The sequence below is a fragment of the Sphingopyxis sp. LK2115 genome (assembly GCF_014595975.1).
Classification (GTDB): Bacteria; Pseudomonadota; Alphaproteobacteria; order Sphingomonadales; family Sphingomonadaceae; genus Sphingopyxis.
On sequence record NZ_JABWGQ010000024.1, the window covers coordinates 1 to 14,077 of the forward strand.

General features: G+C 62.5%; 18 protein-coding genes and 1 tRNA gene. 6 read left to right on the top strand and 13 right to left on the bottom strand.

The features are described 5' to 3' along the window. The first annotated feature begins 212 nt into the window (after positions 1–212). Positions 213–302, top strand: a tRNA-Ser gene (locus tag HUW43_RS04010). Between the two features lie 311 nt (positions 303–613). Here HUW43_RS04010 and trxC read toward each other — a convergent pair. Beyond that, positions 614–1,054 carry a thioredoxin TrxC gene (gene trxC, locus HUW43_RS04015; RefSeq protein WP_188236199.1) on the bottom strand — a complete coding sequence of 147 codons (441 nt, stop codon included), beginning with the start codon at positions 1,052–1,054 and terminating at the stop codon, positions 614–616. 26 nt (positions 1,055–1,080) lie between these two features. Beyond that, entirely contained in the window at positions 1,081–1,719 is a 639-nt protein-coding gene (locus HUW43_RS04020; RefSeq protein WP_188236200.1) for an HdeD family acid-resistance protein, read from the bottom strand. A gap of 207 nt (positions 1,720–1,926) precedes the next feature. Here HUW43_RS04020 and HUW43_RS04025 point away from each other — a divergent pair, with 207 nt between their 5' ends. Further along, positions 1,927–3,111: a trypsin-like peptidase domain-containing protein gene (locus HUW43_RS04025; RefSeq protein WP_223181272.1), complete on the top strand. Its 1,185-nt coding sequence runs from the start codon at positions 1,927–1,929 to the stop codon at positions 3,109–3,111. Here HUW43_RS04025 and HUW43_RS04030 read toward each other — a convergent pair. The 10 genes from HUW43_RS04030 to HUW43_RS04075 all read right to left on the bottom strand — a co-directional run bounded on the left by HUW43_RS04030 (position 3,096) and on the right by HUW43_RS04075 (position 11,403). Beyond that, positions 3,096–3,518 (bottom strand): hypothetical protein, encoded by a 423-nt coding sequence (locus HUW43_RS04030; protein WP_188236201.1) that lies wholly within the window; start codon positions 3,516–3,518, stop codon positions 3,096–3,098. The two genes, HUW43_RS04025 and HUW43_RS04030, sit on opposite strands and share 16 nt — an antisense overlap. Then, positions 3,515–4,837, bottom strand: a complete 1,323-nt coding sequence (locus tag HUW43_RS04035) for a recombinase family protein (protein WP_188236202.1) — start codon at positions 4,835–4,837, stop codon at positions 3,515–3,517. The genes HUW43_RS04030 and HUW43_RS04035 overlap by 4 nt, the downstream gene beginning before the upstream one ends. Continuing rightward, positions 4,834–5,295: a DUF2924 domain-containing protein gene (locus HUW43_RS04040; protein WP_188236203.1), complete on the bottom strand. Its 462-nt coding sequence runs from the start codon at positions 5,293–5,295 to the stop codon at positions 4,834–4,836. The genes HUW43_RS04035 and HUW43_RS04040 overlap by 4 nt, the downstream gene beginning before the upstream one ends. Before the next feature lie 202 nt (positions 5,296–5,497). Continuing rightward, a complete protein-coding gene (locus HUW43_RS04045; RefSeq protein WP_188236204.1) occupies positions 5,498–7,180 on the bottom strand; it encodes a DEAD/DEAH box helicase in 1,683 nt (560 codons plus the stop codon). Between the two features lie 14 nt (positions 7,181–7,194). Further along, a complete protein-coding gene (locus HUW43_RS04050; RefSeq protein ID WP_188236205.1) occupies positions 7,195–7,797 on the bottom strand; it encodes a hypothetical protein in 603 nt (200 codons plus the stop codon). Between the two features lie 4 nt (positions 7,798–7,801). Further along, on the bottom strand, positions 7,802–8,689 hold the full coding sequence (locus HUW43_RS04055; RefSeq protein WP_317450816.1) for an ATP-binding protein: 888 nt from the start codon (positions 8,687–8,689) through the stop codon (positions 7,802–7,804). Next, entirely contained in the window at positions 8,686–8,979 is a 294-nt protein-coding gene (locus HUW43_RS04060) for a hypothetical protein (RefSeq protein WP_188236206.1), read from the bottom strand. The genes HUW43_RS04055 and HUW43_RS04060 overlap by 4 nt, the downstream gene beginning before the upstream one ends. Then, the gene (locus HUW43_RS04065) at positions 8,976–9,473 is read right to left on the bottom strand and encodes a sigma factor (protein ID WP_188236207.1); all 498 of its coding nucleotides are present in this window, start codon (positions 9,471–9,473) and stop codon (positions 8,976–8,978) included. The genes HUW43_RS04060 and HUW43_RS04065 overlap by 4 nt, the downstream gene beginning before the upstream one ends. A gap of 158 nt (positions 9,474–9,631) precedes the next feature. Then, positions 9,632–10,729 (bottom strand): hypothetical protein, encoded by a 1,098-nt coding sequence (locus tag HUW43_RS04070; RefSeq protein ID WP_188236208.1) that lies wholly within the window; start codon positions 10,727–10,729, stop codon positions 9,632–9,634. A gap of 5 nt (positions 10,730–10,734) precedes the next feature. Beyond that, positions 10,735–11,403, bottom strand: coding sequence for a hypothetical protein (locus HUW43_RS04075; protein WP_188236209.1), 669 nt, complete (start codon positions 11,401–11,403; stop codon positions 10,735–10,737). A gap of 23 nt (positions 11,404–11,426) precedes the next feature. Here HUW43_RS04075 and HUW43_RS04080 point away from each other — a divergent pair, with 23 nt between their 5' ends. The 4 genes from HUW43_RS04080 (at position 11,427) to HUW43_RS04095 (ending at position 13,046) form a co-directional block, all read left to right on the top strand. Continuing rightward, positions 11,427–12,008: a hypothetical protein gene (locus HUW43_RS04080; RefSeq protein ID WP_188236210.1), complete on the top strand. Its 582-nt coding sequence runs from the start codon at positions 11,427–11,429 to the stop codon at positions 12,006–12,008. Next, positions 12,008–12,232, top strand: a complete 225-nt coding sequence (locus HUW43_RS04085) for a DUF5320 domain-containing protein (protein WP_188236211.1) — start codon at positions 12,008–12,010, stop codon at positions 12,230–12,232. The genes HUW43_RS04080 and HUW43_RS04085 overlap by 1 nt, the downstream gene beginning before the upstream one ends. Before the next feature lie 17 nt (positions 12,233–12,249). Continuing rightward, positions 12,250–12,786: a TIGR02594 family protein gene (locus HUW43_RS04090; protein ID WP_188236212.1), complete on the top strand. Its 537-nt coding sequence runs from the start codon at positions 12,250–12,252 to the stop codon at positions 12,784–12,786. Between the two features lie 65 nt (positions 12,787–12,851). After that, the gene (locus HUW43_RS04095) at positions 12,852–13,046 is read left to right on the top strand and encodes a hypothetical protein (protein WP_145071964.1); all 195 of its coding nucleotides are present in this window, start codon (positions 12,852–12,854) and stop codon (positions 13,044–13,046) included. Here HUW43_RS04095 and HUW43_RS04100 read toward each other — a convergent pair. After that, the coding region (locus tag HUW43_RS04100; protein WP_223181273.1) for a GIY-YIG nuclease family protein at positions 13,043–14,077 on the bottom strand (1,035 nt) is incomplete at its 5' end. The two genes, HUW43_RS04095 and HUW43_RS04100, sit on opposite strands and share 4 nt — an antisense overlap.

A 14,077-nucleotide genomic window follows, 5' to 3' on the forward strand; every position in this document is an offset into this window, starting at 1 on the left:
CCACGCCGACAGAGCCGTGGCCAGAAGCACAAGAAACCGTCGGACTTTGAAATCATCAGCGTTTGTCATGGCCCACCCATAGGGCCGATGTCGCACAGAAGCGAGCCGCTTGGCTAGGCAGGCGCGGGACGAGTCGAATCATTCGCAAGGTGGGCCGTTGGTGCAAGGTTTTTGCTTGCCGCCCTGCACCCGCGCGCTATGGCGACGCCACCGGACAGGTGGCCGAGTGGTTTAAGGCAGCGGTCTTGAAAACCGCCGTGGGTGCAAGCTCACCGTGGGTTCGAATCCCACCCTGTCCGCCAACATCTCAATGCGAATCAACGAGATGGGCCTCATGGGGCCAGAAAATCCCTAGCTTCCGGGCCGTTTTGCAGATCGGGACCGAACCTCAGAGACTGCCGAAAATGCCAAAATCGGTCTCTGACCGGCTTTTGTCTCTTTTCACCCGAACCCCTGCTGAAAAGGTTCGGGCGAGAAAAGTCGAGGTTTTTTCAGCCTTTTCCGGGTAAGGCCTGACCGAACCTTTGTGGTTATTTCTCGCCTGCCGGCTCGTTTCAGAACCAGCGGTCCGGGTGACGGGCTCTAGGGCCATCTCAAGCCTATCCCGCATTATTCAACGCATGGTCTGCGCCGAGGTCCAACGAACGATGTCCTGCGCTCCCATGGCGCCAGCCTGGCGAGCGACTTCTCGACCGACCCGAAACAAGACCAGCGTGGGGATGCTGCGAATGCCGAACTTGCCGGAAATAGTGGGTTCCGACTCGGTATTGACCTTGGCCAGCCTGACTTTCGGTTCAAGCAGACGTGCAGCCTGCTGAAACTGCGGGGCCATCATCTTGCAGGGGCCACACCACGGCGCCCAGAAATCGACCAGCAGGGGAATGTCATTTTTCTCCAGATGACGTGGTAACGTCTCAGTCGTTAACTCGATAGCCTCGCCGGTAAAAAGAGGGCGCTGGCACCGGCCACAGTTTGGACGGTTATCAAGCTTTTGCTTTGGCACGCGATTGATCGATTGGCAGTGCGGACAGACGATGTGGGTGTTGTCACTCATGGCCTGGTTCCTTTGACCGCCAGCCGTCAGGAAATACTTGAGGTCTGCGCAACCACCAGTTCCACGGTACCGCCGTGCCTATGAACACGGCGCAAGCGCCAGGCCAGCATGAGCATCGTCATGCCGAACAGGGCAGCGTAAAAAGCCAGCACCCAGCCCATGGCCACAAATGACTCCACCGGCAGAACGAACAGGAACCAGCCAGCCGCCAGCCCAAGGACAATCGAGAGGATGCCACTCAGAGCCAGCCATACCTCACCCTTGATTTCCCGCCGGAGGCGAATGGCCGCGGCAACTTCCAGAGCGCCGGAAAGCACGGCCCAAAGGATGATCGACCACCACAGGAACAGCGACAGGGCAAAAGTTGCGACAAGCGGCCAGACGATAACCACGACACCAGCAAGAATGCCTGTAAGCCCGCTAAAGGCGAGCCAGCCCCATCTCTCCCCGGTCTTCATCTGTCGCCACGCGGCGGCAAGTCCTATGATGCCGTCGACGAAGGCAAAGGCACCAAACAATATGGTGATGGCAAACAGGGCTGATCCCGGCATCAGCGCTGCTAGAATCGCGAAGATAAGAGCAAGCGCCCCGCGCAAGGCAAACAGCCACCAGTTTCGGGACAACGAACAGGCCGTGCTGGCCGACAATGCTTGCATATCCTGCATGACCGATGTGTCTACTTACTTCCTAGCCGAAGGTCGATTGGCTTCGGCCTTAATAGAATGCATCGTTCCACAGACGATCGCAATCCCTGCCTTTCCTGGGGCAGGTATCCTGAAACTCTGGAAATGTATGGCGGAAAATATGTGGTTATGGAATGCGCCTGCGCCGTGATGCTCGAAGGTCTCCGGCGTCGCTGATACATCCTTCTCATGATTGCGCTCCGTCGGAGCATCAAATACTGGATTTCCATGCGCCCAGCCTCTCATCGTCCCGCTCCCGACCACTTCCTGCGCCGGCTGCTGGCCATAGGTTTCGTCGCCGCCGCATTGATTGTGCTGTGGCAGGCTCTAGCCAGCCTGCAGGCGTGGCTGCCTTGGCAAGATGCGGCTCCGCGCACCGTCACCCCGCGCGGGGACCTGGCGGCTGACGAAAAGGCGACGATTGAACTGTTCGAGAAGTCCCGCGGCAGCGTGGTCTACATTTCCACGGCGCAGCTGGTGCAGGACGTTTGGACCCGCAACGTCTTTGCCGTGCCACGCGGCACCGGTTCTGGCTTCGTGTGGGACGACGCCGGGCACGTCGTCACCAACTATCATGTGATTGCCGGCGCTTCGCAGGCGACCGTGAAGCTGGCAGACGGACGCGACTACAAGGCGGTCCTCGTCGGTGCATCGCCGTCGCACGACATTGCCGTATTGCGCATTGCAGTTGCGTTCCGGCGGCCTCCGCCGGTGCCCATCGGCACCAGTGGCGACCTCAGGATAGGCCAGAAGGTCTTTGCTATCGGCAATCCCTTCGGGCTGGATTGGACCTTGACCACAGGCATCATCTCGGCGCTCGACCGATCACTCCCTGCCGAGGACGGAGGCGCTACCATTGATCACCTGATCCAGACCGACGCGGCGATCAATCCCGGCAATTCAGGCGGACCGTTGCTCGACTCCGCAGGCAGGCTGATCGGCATCAACACCGCGATCTACAGCCCTTCTGGCGCCTCCGCAGGGATCGGCTTTGCCGTTCCGGTCGACACCGTGATGCGAGTGGTCCCCGAGTTGATCCGCACCGGCCGTTACGTGCGCCCTGCTGTAGGCATCGGCGCGGATGAGCAGGTCAACCGGCAGCTTGCCGCGCAAACCGGAATGGCCGGGGTTTATGTTCTCGAGGTGGAACCGGGATCGAGCGCTGCGCAGGCAGGTCTCAAGGCCTGGCGTATCGGTCCGGACGGACTCGTTCCCGGCGACGTGATCGTCGAGGTCGAGGGGCGCAAGGTGGACAGCCTCTCCGACCTGCTGGCCCGGATGGACGATTTCCGCGTCGGAGACACAGTCACGCTCCGCCTTCGCCGGGACAATGAAACGCGCGAAGCGCGGGTCACGCTTCAGCCGGGTATTTGACACTGGTTGGCTCTTGCGGACCAGTCCCGAGTTCCAAAAATCGAGTCCAGTTGCTCGACCCACGGCAACTCCGCCGCCGCCGTCATCTTCTTGATCGACACGGCAGGCGGAACACGGCTGACAAGCAGCCTGTCCAGCACGGCGGGTGCCAGATAGGCCAACCGCAGCATTCGGCCGACATAGCGGTCCGAGATGTCCTCGGCCTCGGCAATATCCTGAATTGTCGCCGCTGCCCCGCTTTCCAGTTTCCGCCGCCAGCTCCACGCCTTGGCGATTGCCTTCAGCACATGCGGGTCCACCCCGCCGGTGTCGGGCACCACGTCGGTTGGCGGCACGATCTTCGGCCGCCCGTTGCGTTTGCGGATGGTGAGCGGGATGAACACCCGCATGGTGGTGGGTGTGCTCATGCTGCCAGTTCCTGCTTCGGGGTAACCATTTCCCGGATGACCGATCCGAGGCCTTCGGTGCGCAGGTCGACCGCAAGTCCCTCGGCGCTGACCGTGACCCGCTCGATCAGCAGCCGCGCGATGCGGGCCTGCTCGGCAGGGAACAGCGATTCCCAGAGACCGTCAAATCCCGCCAGCGCTGTGACAACATCCTGCTCGTCGATGTCCGGTGCAGTCCGGCGCGCCGCCTCCATGGCCCGCGCCGCGATTTCCGGCGTGCGCAGCAGCGACCGGATGTGCTGGACGACGGCGCCCTCGACCATGCCGGCATTTAGGCGAACAAAGCTGTCCCGGCCTTCACACGCCCGGTTCCGGATAGCATCCATCGAGGTGTAGTAGCGGTAGTGCCGGCTGCCCTTCTTGGTGACAGTCGGCGTCATGGCGATGCCGCGATCGGTGAAGATGAGCCCCTTGAGCAACGCTGGGGTCTGGGTGCGCGTGTTGGCGGCGCGCTGGCGCGGGCTCTCCTGTAGGATGGCATGGACCTGATCCCAGAGCGGCTGGTCAATGATGGCCTGGTGCTCGCCGGGATAGCTCGTGCCTTTGTGGACGGCCTCGCCGAGGTAGAGCCGGTTGCGGAACAGCTTGTACAGGAACCCCTTGTCGATCGGCTTGCCCCGCTTGTTCAGGGTACCTTTGGCCACCAGCTCCCGGGTCAACAGGGTGGCCGACCCCAGCTCGACAAACCGCTGGAACATGTGCCGGACCGTCGAAGCCTCGGCCTCGTTGATCACGAGCTTGCGGCCCGCGACATCGTACCCCATCGGCACGAACCCGCCCATCCACATGCCCTTGGCGCGACTGGCAGCGAACTTGTCGCGGATGCGCTCGCCGGTGACCTCGCGTTCGAACTGGGCGAACGACAGCAGGATGTTCAGCGTCAGCCGCCCCATCGAGGTCGTGGTGTTGAATGCCTGCGTCACCGACACGAACGTCACGTTGTTCCGGTCGAAGGCCTCGACCAGCTTGGCGAAGTCCATCAGCGATCGTGACAGGCGGTCGATCTTGTAGACGACGATGACGTCCACCAGACCGGCCTCGACATCTTCGAGCAGGGCCTTGAGCCCGGGGCGTTCGAGCGACCCGCCGGAATACCCGCCGTCGTCATAGCGTTCGCGCATGCAGACCCAGCCCTCGGCGCGCTGGCTAGCAACATAGGCCTCGCAGGACTCGCGCTGGGCGTCGAGGCTGTTGAACTCCATGTCCAACCCTTCCTCGCTGGATTTGCGGGTGTAGACGGCGCAGCGCAGGCGCCGCATCGGTGCCGTGGTGCTGGTCATGCCGCGTCCTTCCGTTCCCGCAGGCCGAAGAAGCGGTAGCCGTTCCACTGGGTGCCGGTGATGTCCCGGGCGATGGCCGACAGCGACTTGTAGCGGCGGCCCTGCCAGTCGAACCCGTCCTTCAGCACGGTGATGACGTGCTCGGCCCCGTTCCATTCGCGCACGAGGCGCGTGCCGATCACCGGGTTGCGCGGATCGCTAATCACCGACTTCCTGACCTTCTTGCCCTCGACCTCGTCGGCCAGGGCGTCGAGCAGCTGGCGCACCGGCTTCGACAGACCGCCGAAGGTCAGCTCCTGGATCCGGTAGGCCAGGCGCTGCTCTAGGAACGAGCGGCTGTTGTTGGGCGCCTCTGTCTCGAACAACTTTCCCCACTCGGCCTTGAGCTGTTTGACCGACATGTCCTTCAGCGCCGCCAGCCTGGCCAGCACCTGCGTTTTGTCATCCTGTTTTTGCATTATCGTCCTCCGTTCCGGGCCTTTGCCCGGGGACGACTGACGCTCTTGGCCGGCGAGATTGCGAGTGAACTATCTCCACCGTGGGCAGATATAGAACTGGACTGTTCGCGCAGGCGCAGGACGCCGGCGGCAACGATGCGCCCCAACTCGGCGATACGAGCCTCAGCGGTCATCGTGGACGGACAGATGCCGTTTCCTCTGCTCATGCCGCGACCCTCGGCTGTGCTCCGGATACCAGCCGAATGATGGCATCACGGTTCCAGTGGAACTTCAGCTGGCAGTTGGCGTCATATTTGGAATAGCCGAAGTCCATCGGCGACACCTCGATCCCGGCCCGGCGCAGGCAGCCGAGCTGCTTTGCTGATGCCGGCTCCTTCAGCCAACGCCGGCTCTTGGCCGCTGCCAGGCTGCTTTCGGCCGAGCGTAGAAAGTCATCCGCTTCCGCCAGCGCCTGGACACGAGTGCCGATCGCGATCTTGCGCGGCGCACCGGCCTTCGGTCCGCCGAGTGCGTGCCACAAGGTGCCATCGTGGAAAACACCGGCCCAGGCATCGAAGCCGCTCGCGATCAGCGACTCCCCATCACCACGGATATCGCACCACTGGAACGGAGACTGGTTGAGCAGATCGATTTCGAGCAGATCGAAGTCGGTCAGAAGGCGCTTTTCGCCAACTTCGCGGGCGAAGATGTGCCCGCAGAACGGACATTCTCCTGCGCCCAGCGGGATTTCCGCCTGACAGTCAGGACAGGACTTGTAGGGCGCTTCTCCGGGCTGTCCGTCATCATCGTCGAGCGAGATTTCCTGTTCAAGGCAGCCATGACGGATCGCCGCGCCGGCAAAGTCGAGAATGACGCAGTCGGTCTTGATGATGCCGGGATAGCGTTGGGGGTCGACCTTCCGCAGTCCACGCCCGATGGCCTGAATGAAAGTGCCCTTGTGCAGCATGGGCCGCAGGATGCCGATGCACCCGACCGGCTGGCTGTCGAATCCTTCGGTCAGCACCATGCAGTTCGTCAGGACCTGCACTTCCCCGCGATCGAACCGGGCAATGAGATCGGCGCGGTCGGCGCCGGCCATGTCGCCCGAGATGGTCTCGGCAGTGATTCCGGCCGAGCGGAAGGCGGCGGCCACGGCGTCAGCATGATCAACAGTCGAGCAGAAAAAAATGCTGCGCCGGTCACCGGCCTTTTCGCGCCAGTGCTGCACCACTGCGTCATTGAGCACTGACCGGTTCAGCACCTTGTCGGCCTGGCGCATGTCGAAGTCACCAGCCATGGAATTGATCCCAGCGAGCTCGTCGTTCACACCCAGATCCATTGTGTAGGTCCTGGGCGGGACAAGAATGCCGCGTGCAATCAGCGTGCCGATTTTCAGCTGATAGCCAATGTTGTCGAAGGTCTGGCGGAGCGACCGGCCATCACCGCGACTGGGCGTTGCCGACAGTCCGAGGATCTTCACGTCGGGATTGATCCGACGAATGTCCCTGACGATATCGAGGTAGCCGGAAGCTGCGGCGCGGTGGCATTCGTCGATAACCAGGTGAGAGACATGCCCAAGATCGGCGCGGCGGCCAGCCCGCGCGAGGGTCTGGACGCTGCCGAAAATGAGCTGCCCGGACCAGTCGTTCTGCGAGGCTTTGACGATCGACGACCGCAGGCCCGTAATGCCCGTGATGGCGGCAAGGTTCTGCTGGACCAGCTCATCCGTATGCTGGAGCACCAGCACCCGGGCATTGCGTTCGGCGTCGACCTCTTCGCCGATATAGAACCCGGCCACGGCCGTCTTGCCGGCACCGGTGGGCAGCATCAGGATGGTATTGCCATGGGCAGCCGTCCGCGACCGGGCGGCATCAACTGCCGCCCGCTGGTAGTCCCTGGGGATCATGGTGGTTGCTCCCGTTACTGGGCCCAGAACGGCGCGTTGCCGTTCGGGGAAATGTTGGGCGACGTGGCAGGAGCCGTTGCAGGCGCTGCGGCGTAGGCGGCGGGCGCGGTGCCCATGAGGGCCGCGTATTCGGGATGCTGGGGGCCGATGGCGGCAACGATTACGTTGCGGCCCTGATCGTTCGGATCGTTCTTGTCGCGCTCGATGCCAATCTTGGCGATGAACGTCAGCCCGCTCATGTCACCGAAGCTGCGGATGCTGCGCTTGGCGCGGGCCTGTTCGGAGGTGTCGTCAGAGCGGACACCATGCGCGGATTCGAGGATGCCGCGCAGCAACGCGCGCCCCCGGTTGGCATAGGTGTCTTCGGCACCCGTACCGGCATTGCGGCCGCGAAACCCGATGCGGGTGTAAATGCGGCGACGCGCATTCGGGCCATCAGCGATAACCGCCTCGCTGTTGAGATAAAGGGCGGAACTGCTGCGGCTCTGGGTCAGCCAGCCTTCGGGGCCTGCACCGCCGGGGCGGATGGTCAAGCAGACCTTGGCGAGTGTGTTGGCCGGAATGAGGGCGAAGGCCGAGTCCTGGGTGTCGGCGGTGTTGAAATCCATATCGGTCATGCTGTCAGGCTCCGGGCTGCGTGGTGTCAGGATTGGTGGGGAGTTCGAAATCGAGCCGGGCTGCCGGCGGGCCAGCGAGCGGGCCACGGATCTTGTCCATCAGGCGACCCAGGTGGGCCGGCTCGATCGCGGTCAGGCGGCCGGATCGGTCCTTGGCTGGAAAGCCGAACTCGTTGAGGGTCGTGCAGACGAAAGCCCGGTACGGCGCACCTTCGGCCGGACGGATGTCCGCCAGGGTCACGATCTCGTCGACGATGCCGGGCAGTTCCAGGCCGGTCTTGCTGCCCTCGATCTGCAGCGAGAAGTATGGCCGGTTGAAATCATCCAGGCGCTTGTCGAGCAGGCCCACAAGCCAGACATTCTTGTCCGGCGTGTGCTGCAGGTGGGTCAGCCAGCCAATCATCTCCTGACCGAGCAGGCCGTAGGCCCCGCGCATATCAGCCTTGCCGCTGCGGTCGGACATGGCCTGCGGCTGCCCCTTTGCCCATTGCAGGCAAAGGCGCGAGGCGACCGTGATGCTGTCGACGAAGATCGTGTCGTACTTGTCGAGTATGTTCGGCGGACCGAACGCATTACACACCCGGGCATAATCGGCCCGGCTGTAGGTCTGATCGTCGCGCATCGCGGGATTGGGGCCGCCGATCCAGCAGGCCAGATCCCGCGCGCGATCCCAGTCGCGGATCCGGATCTCATCGCCGGGCCAGCCCTGCACGGCCAGTTCACCCGCCTCGAGGTTGATGAACAGCGTGGTGTCCGGGTTGAGGGTCCAGAGCTGGGAGGTCTTGCCGATCCCAGAGATCCCGGTCAGCACGCCCTTGATCCCGCGGCGCTCTCGCATCCGTTCGTCGGCGGTGATGATCTGCAGCGGGGCGCTGCTGAAGGCGGCGCTCACTTGCCGCTCTCCAGATCACGCAGGGCGGCCGCGACCGCATTGTCGTAGCCATGGGCACCCTGGCGACGGGCACGTTTGACGATTTCCGCCAGCCCGTAAGCGATGCTGTTGAGAGCGCTGGCCTGACGGGAGATCGCCACTTCCGCGAAGGCCACTTCGTCGAGCGTGGCTTCCTCGGTCGGAATGTAGGCCGCGGGGTCATCGCCCATCGCGGGCACGGTCAGAATTTCAGGGACATCGCGCAGCCACAGGGACTTGCGAAGGCGCTTGAGAGGCGAAGTCGTAATCATTTCGAGGGTCTCCTCGTTTCGTCGAAGGGACCAGGGTTCGTCAGGCAAACATCTGCCGGGCCCGACGCCGCCCTGGAGCACGCGGTCGGGTTGTTCCCCACTGGGGGTGTTGTATTCGCCCGAAGGCCCGGCATGATTTGGCGAGGTTTTTCGAGATCGTCCAGCTTGTCGAGCAGGCTGGTGCCGTCGTCCTCGTCGTCATTCGCGACCACGAAGTCGAGGGAGATGGTAATGCGTTCGGCACGCAGCTTGTGGGTCGATGCCGTCAGGCTGGCCACCCGGTTGGTGATTACCCGGTCGGCGAAGGTGTCGAAGGATGCGCGGTCGGGGTCAAACCGGCCCTTACGCCGGAGCAGGTCGAGCATTAGCTCCTGCTCGATGTCTTCCTTGTCTATGCCGGGCAGCGCGCCGCTGCGCGCCAGCCTCGCGGCCTGATACTTCATGTTACGGATTACGCGGGGGGAGATGCCGCCATAGCGGTTGTTGAGCTCCATTAGGGTTCGCCTTGATCTGCGGACCAGCTCGGGGGCTGGAATGCAGGTCACCGGCGAATTTTCGTTCAGGCAGGGTTGGAGCCCGGATCGGCAATGAAAAACCGCCGGGAATCAGCGGATTCCGGCGGCTCTGGCCTCAGAAAAAAATCGAAAAAACTTCAGTCGTCCTCAACGAAATTTCGTTGGTGGGCACCCTGACGGCCCTGTTTCAGACCATCGGCGTTGGTCACATACTGGGCTACATATTGGCCGTCCTTGACCACGATGGGATCGTCCTGGATGCCGAACGCGGCGATCAGTTTTCGCGATAGCGTCTGCTTCTGCTTCTGCAGCTTGCTGTCGGAGGGGAATGGTATCGAACCGTTGCCCATGGCGATGGCCTTCAACATCGTCCACTGGTTGGTCGGCTTGCCATTACTGGCCTTCGCCATGCCCAGCTGGCCGGGCTCGAAACGCCTCGTTTCGCTATCATACCTGACGTTGACTACCTCGTCAGATTGGAAAACTACCTTAACCCTCGACCATTTCGCATCGGCGGGTAGAGCCCATACCAAGCCCGACGCACCGCCCTGCAGGGATTGCCTGACAACATCCTCCAGTTTCTTCAGCAGGTCGGATGCCATCGGCGTCGCGCTGACGCTGTTGGCGCCATCCGCGACCAGAACATCGTCAAAGGCCCGCCATTCCACGCCGGTGCGAGCCAGAAATTGCTTTTGATCTTCGGCCAGTGTGCGGGATGTGGGGACGAGGAGCAGCTGCGGCTGGGCAATACCCTGCAACCCATCGAATACCGCCAGCCCCCTGTCTGCATGACTGCCGCCTTGGAAAAGCCCGAAGACACTGACGCTCCGACCGGCGACCACATCATGGGTGCCAATCGAGAACAGCCCGCCTGAGATGTGCGTCGGCTGATGCGCTGTAAGGCCGAGCGCGCCGCAGACCAATTCGGCAAATTTCGTCCGATCGATCCGCTGCATCTGGATGTCCGCCAGCGTGACAGCGAGGGTGTCGCAGATCGGCGGGACATCCTGGCATTCGGCGACCATGCGTCCGTCCGACAGTTCGATGACCTTGCGGGGGCAGAATTCTCCGGCGCCGGACGGGCAGTCGACCGACGCGGCACGACGGCCCGTGTTGACCAGCAGCGGCTTGATGACCTCCCATTCCGCCGGATGACCGCCGCGCCAGCTGATGGCAGGCATGCCCGCATCGTTCAGCATGTCGAGGGTTTCCCAGAAATTGGTCAGCTTGCGCACCGTTATCATTCACCTCCCGGCGTGCAGAAGCCACGGGCAGCGAGCCACTGTTCGATCAGAACGCTGTCATCGTCCCGATCGTAACGGGCGATGTTTGGCAAGCGAATCGTGACTGACCTGTCCTTCGAGGAATTGGTGAAACGGACCTTGAAGCCGACACTGGTGATCCTGCCGCCGCGGAGCCTGTCGGGCCACCTGTCGGCGAAGGCGGCAAAGAGGTCGTCAGCTTTGCGAATCTCCCGTTCGGCAAATCCGCCCCAATATTTCTGCACCTCGACCAGGACGACGCGATCGATCCCCTCGATATCGTCACAGGCAAGGGCATCGGGGCCATCATTCAGGAGCGGGTCGAAATTGTATTTTGCGCCTTTCCCGAAATGTTCGGGGTCGTTGAACAGGATGAAACCCAGCGTGTTGAGGTAAAGTTCGGTCTCGCCCTTGGTCGAAGTGTGTACCCCGATCTCGCCGCTGTCCTCGTCGTAAACCAGAACGTCATGCTGTTGGGGACGATAGAGTTCCGTGGCAGTTTCTCCGCTGTCCTGGTGCTTGCCTTCACGCCGCATTGGCAAGCCGTGACGCACGAGCAACCTCTCCGCCACGCAGGGTGGCGCCGCGATCGGCACCTCGGGCGGCCAGTCGGGCAGCCATGTTGTGCGCGAAGTCGTGTCGGTCACGGTCAGCTAGAAGGAAAACTGCGATGCAGGCAGATCGCCGGCCCACGGTCACCGACGAGGTGATCCCGATCAACGACGACCTCGACATCAACTACGGCGTGTTCAGGAACGGGTTCACCTTCCGCCGGCCAGCCAACTCCTGGCGGCTCTGGCCGATGCTGGAGTTCGTGGCCCCAAAGCTGAACCCCACCATCGCCGAAATGTACGATGCTGGCGTGGCCTGGACCCTGTGCGAGCATGTATCAGTCTGCATAAATGGCTGGGCCGATTATGTGTTCGAGGGACCCAAAGGCCCGATTACGCAGTGCTGGACGCCCGGATGCCACAATGTCGAGAACGGTGGCGGCTATCTGCCGGCCGACGAGTTCACCCGGCGTTTCCACGACGATTTCACGCTGTGCTGCGTGGTGCAGAAATTCCGGCGGACGCCCGGCGTGCAGTACCACTTCGAGGTGGTGACCGGGCCAGCCGTGCTCGATCGCGAGGCGCTGTTTGTCCACTACGCCACTGGTGTCCGGCAGAAGCAGACGGACTTCGATCTGCCGGCCGGACATGCCCTCGACGTGGCTGCAGGCGACATCACCATCATCGGGAGGCGGCGCTGATGGCAGACAATCCTGATCGCGATCCCGCTGTGGAGATTGCCCTGATCCGGGCTGATCTCGAGGCCATGCAGGAGGACCTGAAGGCCGTCCGCAAGGAGCTGAAGGACCTGCTCGAGGCCTGGAATACCGCGACGGGCATGGTCAGGTTCGTGAAGTGGCTGTCGACCTTCGCGACCGCGCTAGCCGTCCTTTACGCCACCGTCAAAGGCCTGTCCGGCCGCTAACTTCCCAGGAGACATCCATGAAACCGTTGCCACCGGCCTATGGCTGGATCGATGACCTGCGCCCGCTTCCCCGGATGCTGGAGGAGGCCCGCAAGCTCTACGGCACCTTCGAGGTGGCCGGGCCTGGCGACAATCCCGTGATCCTCGGCTGGGCGAAGGAGACTGGCCTCGCCAAGGTCTACAATGACGACGCCATTCCCTGGTGCGGCCTGTTCATGGCCGTAGTTGCCAAGCGCGCGGGCAGGCCGGTGGTGGAAGGCCCGCTCTGGGCGCGCAACTGGGCGAAGTTCGGGATACCAGCCGACCGGGCCCAGCTGGGCGACATCCTGGTATTCCGCCGGGCGCAGGGTTCAGGACACGTCGGGCTCTACATCGGCGAGGACTATGGTGCTTTCCATGTGCTCGGCGGCAACCAGTCCGACGGGGTCACCATCACGCGGATCGCCCGGGACCGCTGCATCGCCATGCGCCGGCCAGCCTACCGCAAGGCGCCCGCAAGCGCGAAGCCGGTCCAACTCGAGGCCAACGGCGTCCTGTCCACCAACGAGGCCTGACCGGCCGACATCATCACCAACCCGTCCGCCCGCAATTCCTGCGGGCTTTTTTGTGGAGAAATGACATGGAAGAACTGAAACCCTGGTGGGCGTCCAAGGCCATCTGGACCGGCGTCATCGGCAGCCTGTGGGGCGTGGCTGCGGCGCTCGGCATTCTACCCGAGGGGCTGACGCAGGCCGACGTCCTGACCGTCGTACTCGCGCTGACCGGTATCGGCAGTGTGGTGTTCCGGAAGACCGCGAAGGCGCGGATCGGCTAGAACTCTGGTTCGGGATCGGGTGGAGGGGCGCTGTTTTCAGCCTCCTCCCATTCCGCATAGGTTCTGCCATCCGGCAATCGCCACAGAATTCGGCCGTTTGCTGCGGCTCCGGTCACGGTAGCTGCGGCGGCCGAAACAGAGGAAAAGATGTAGTCCGAGGTGAACAGAAGGCCGTCGTTCTGTTCGACTAGAATGCCCTTGGCGAGCAGATCGGAGCGCAAGGCGACAGTCCCCTTGGGGATGGTGTTCGTCGTTTTGATCCGGGCAATAGATCCCTTCTTCACCACGAACTCGCTGCTGGCCGTGATCGTCATCTGAGCGGCGAAGCCTTGGCCGCGGAAGTTGAAAACAACCTGTGGCGCGGTTGCCGAAGCTGTGATTTCCAGCTTGTTTCCGTTGGTCAAATCGCCCGAGACGACCTTGAACAGATCACAGCCGAGAGCGCCAACCAGCGTCTTTGTCTGGTCGATGAACTCTTCCATGGCTGCCCGGTCCGGCAGCGGGAGCTTGCCGACCTCGCTTGCCTTCTGGGAGTTGAGCAGGGTCCAACGTGGATTCAGCCCCGCATCCGCGATCAGCCTGGCTTCAACATAGCGGGCATGGGATTTGGTGAGGTTCTCGTCCTTGCCGATCAAGACAATCGTCTCAGTCCAGAAAGGCTTGCTATCCACGCCCTTGTCGTTCCCGGCATGGTATTGGAGCCGATTGGCCACGCCTTCGGATTCGCCGATATATGCCATGAGTCGATCTGGCTGCGCTTCATCGAAGCCCAGCAGCAGGTACACCCCCGGTCGCGCCAGTTCGGGGAATGTGGCTCGCACCTGCTTCATCTGCAGTTTTCGGAACGCGATCGCCTGGATCGTGGACATGGATATCTGAGCCACCCTGATGCCGTCTGGGTCGCCATCGAGCAGGAAAATGTTGATGGAGCGGGGGCGCATGGAAAATCGCTTTGCATTTGTGGCCACTTTGGCCAAAATTAGCAGATCGATAGCGGGCGTCAAACCATGCAAACAATCTCTGCCAAAGAG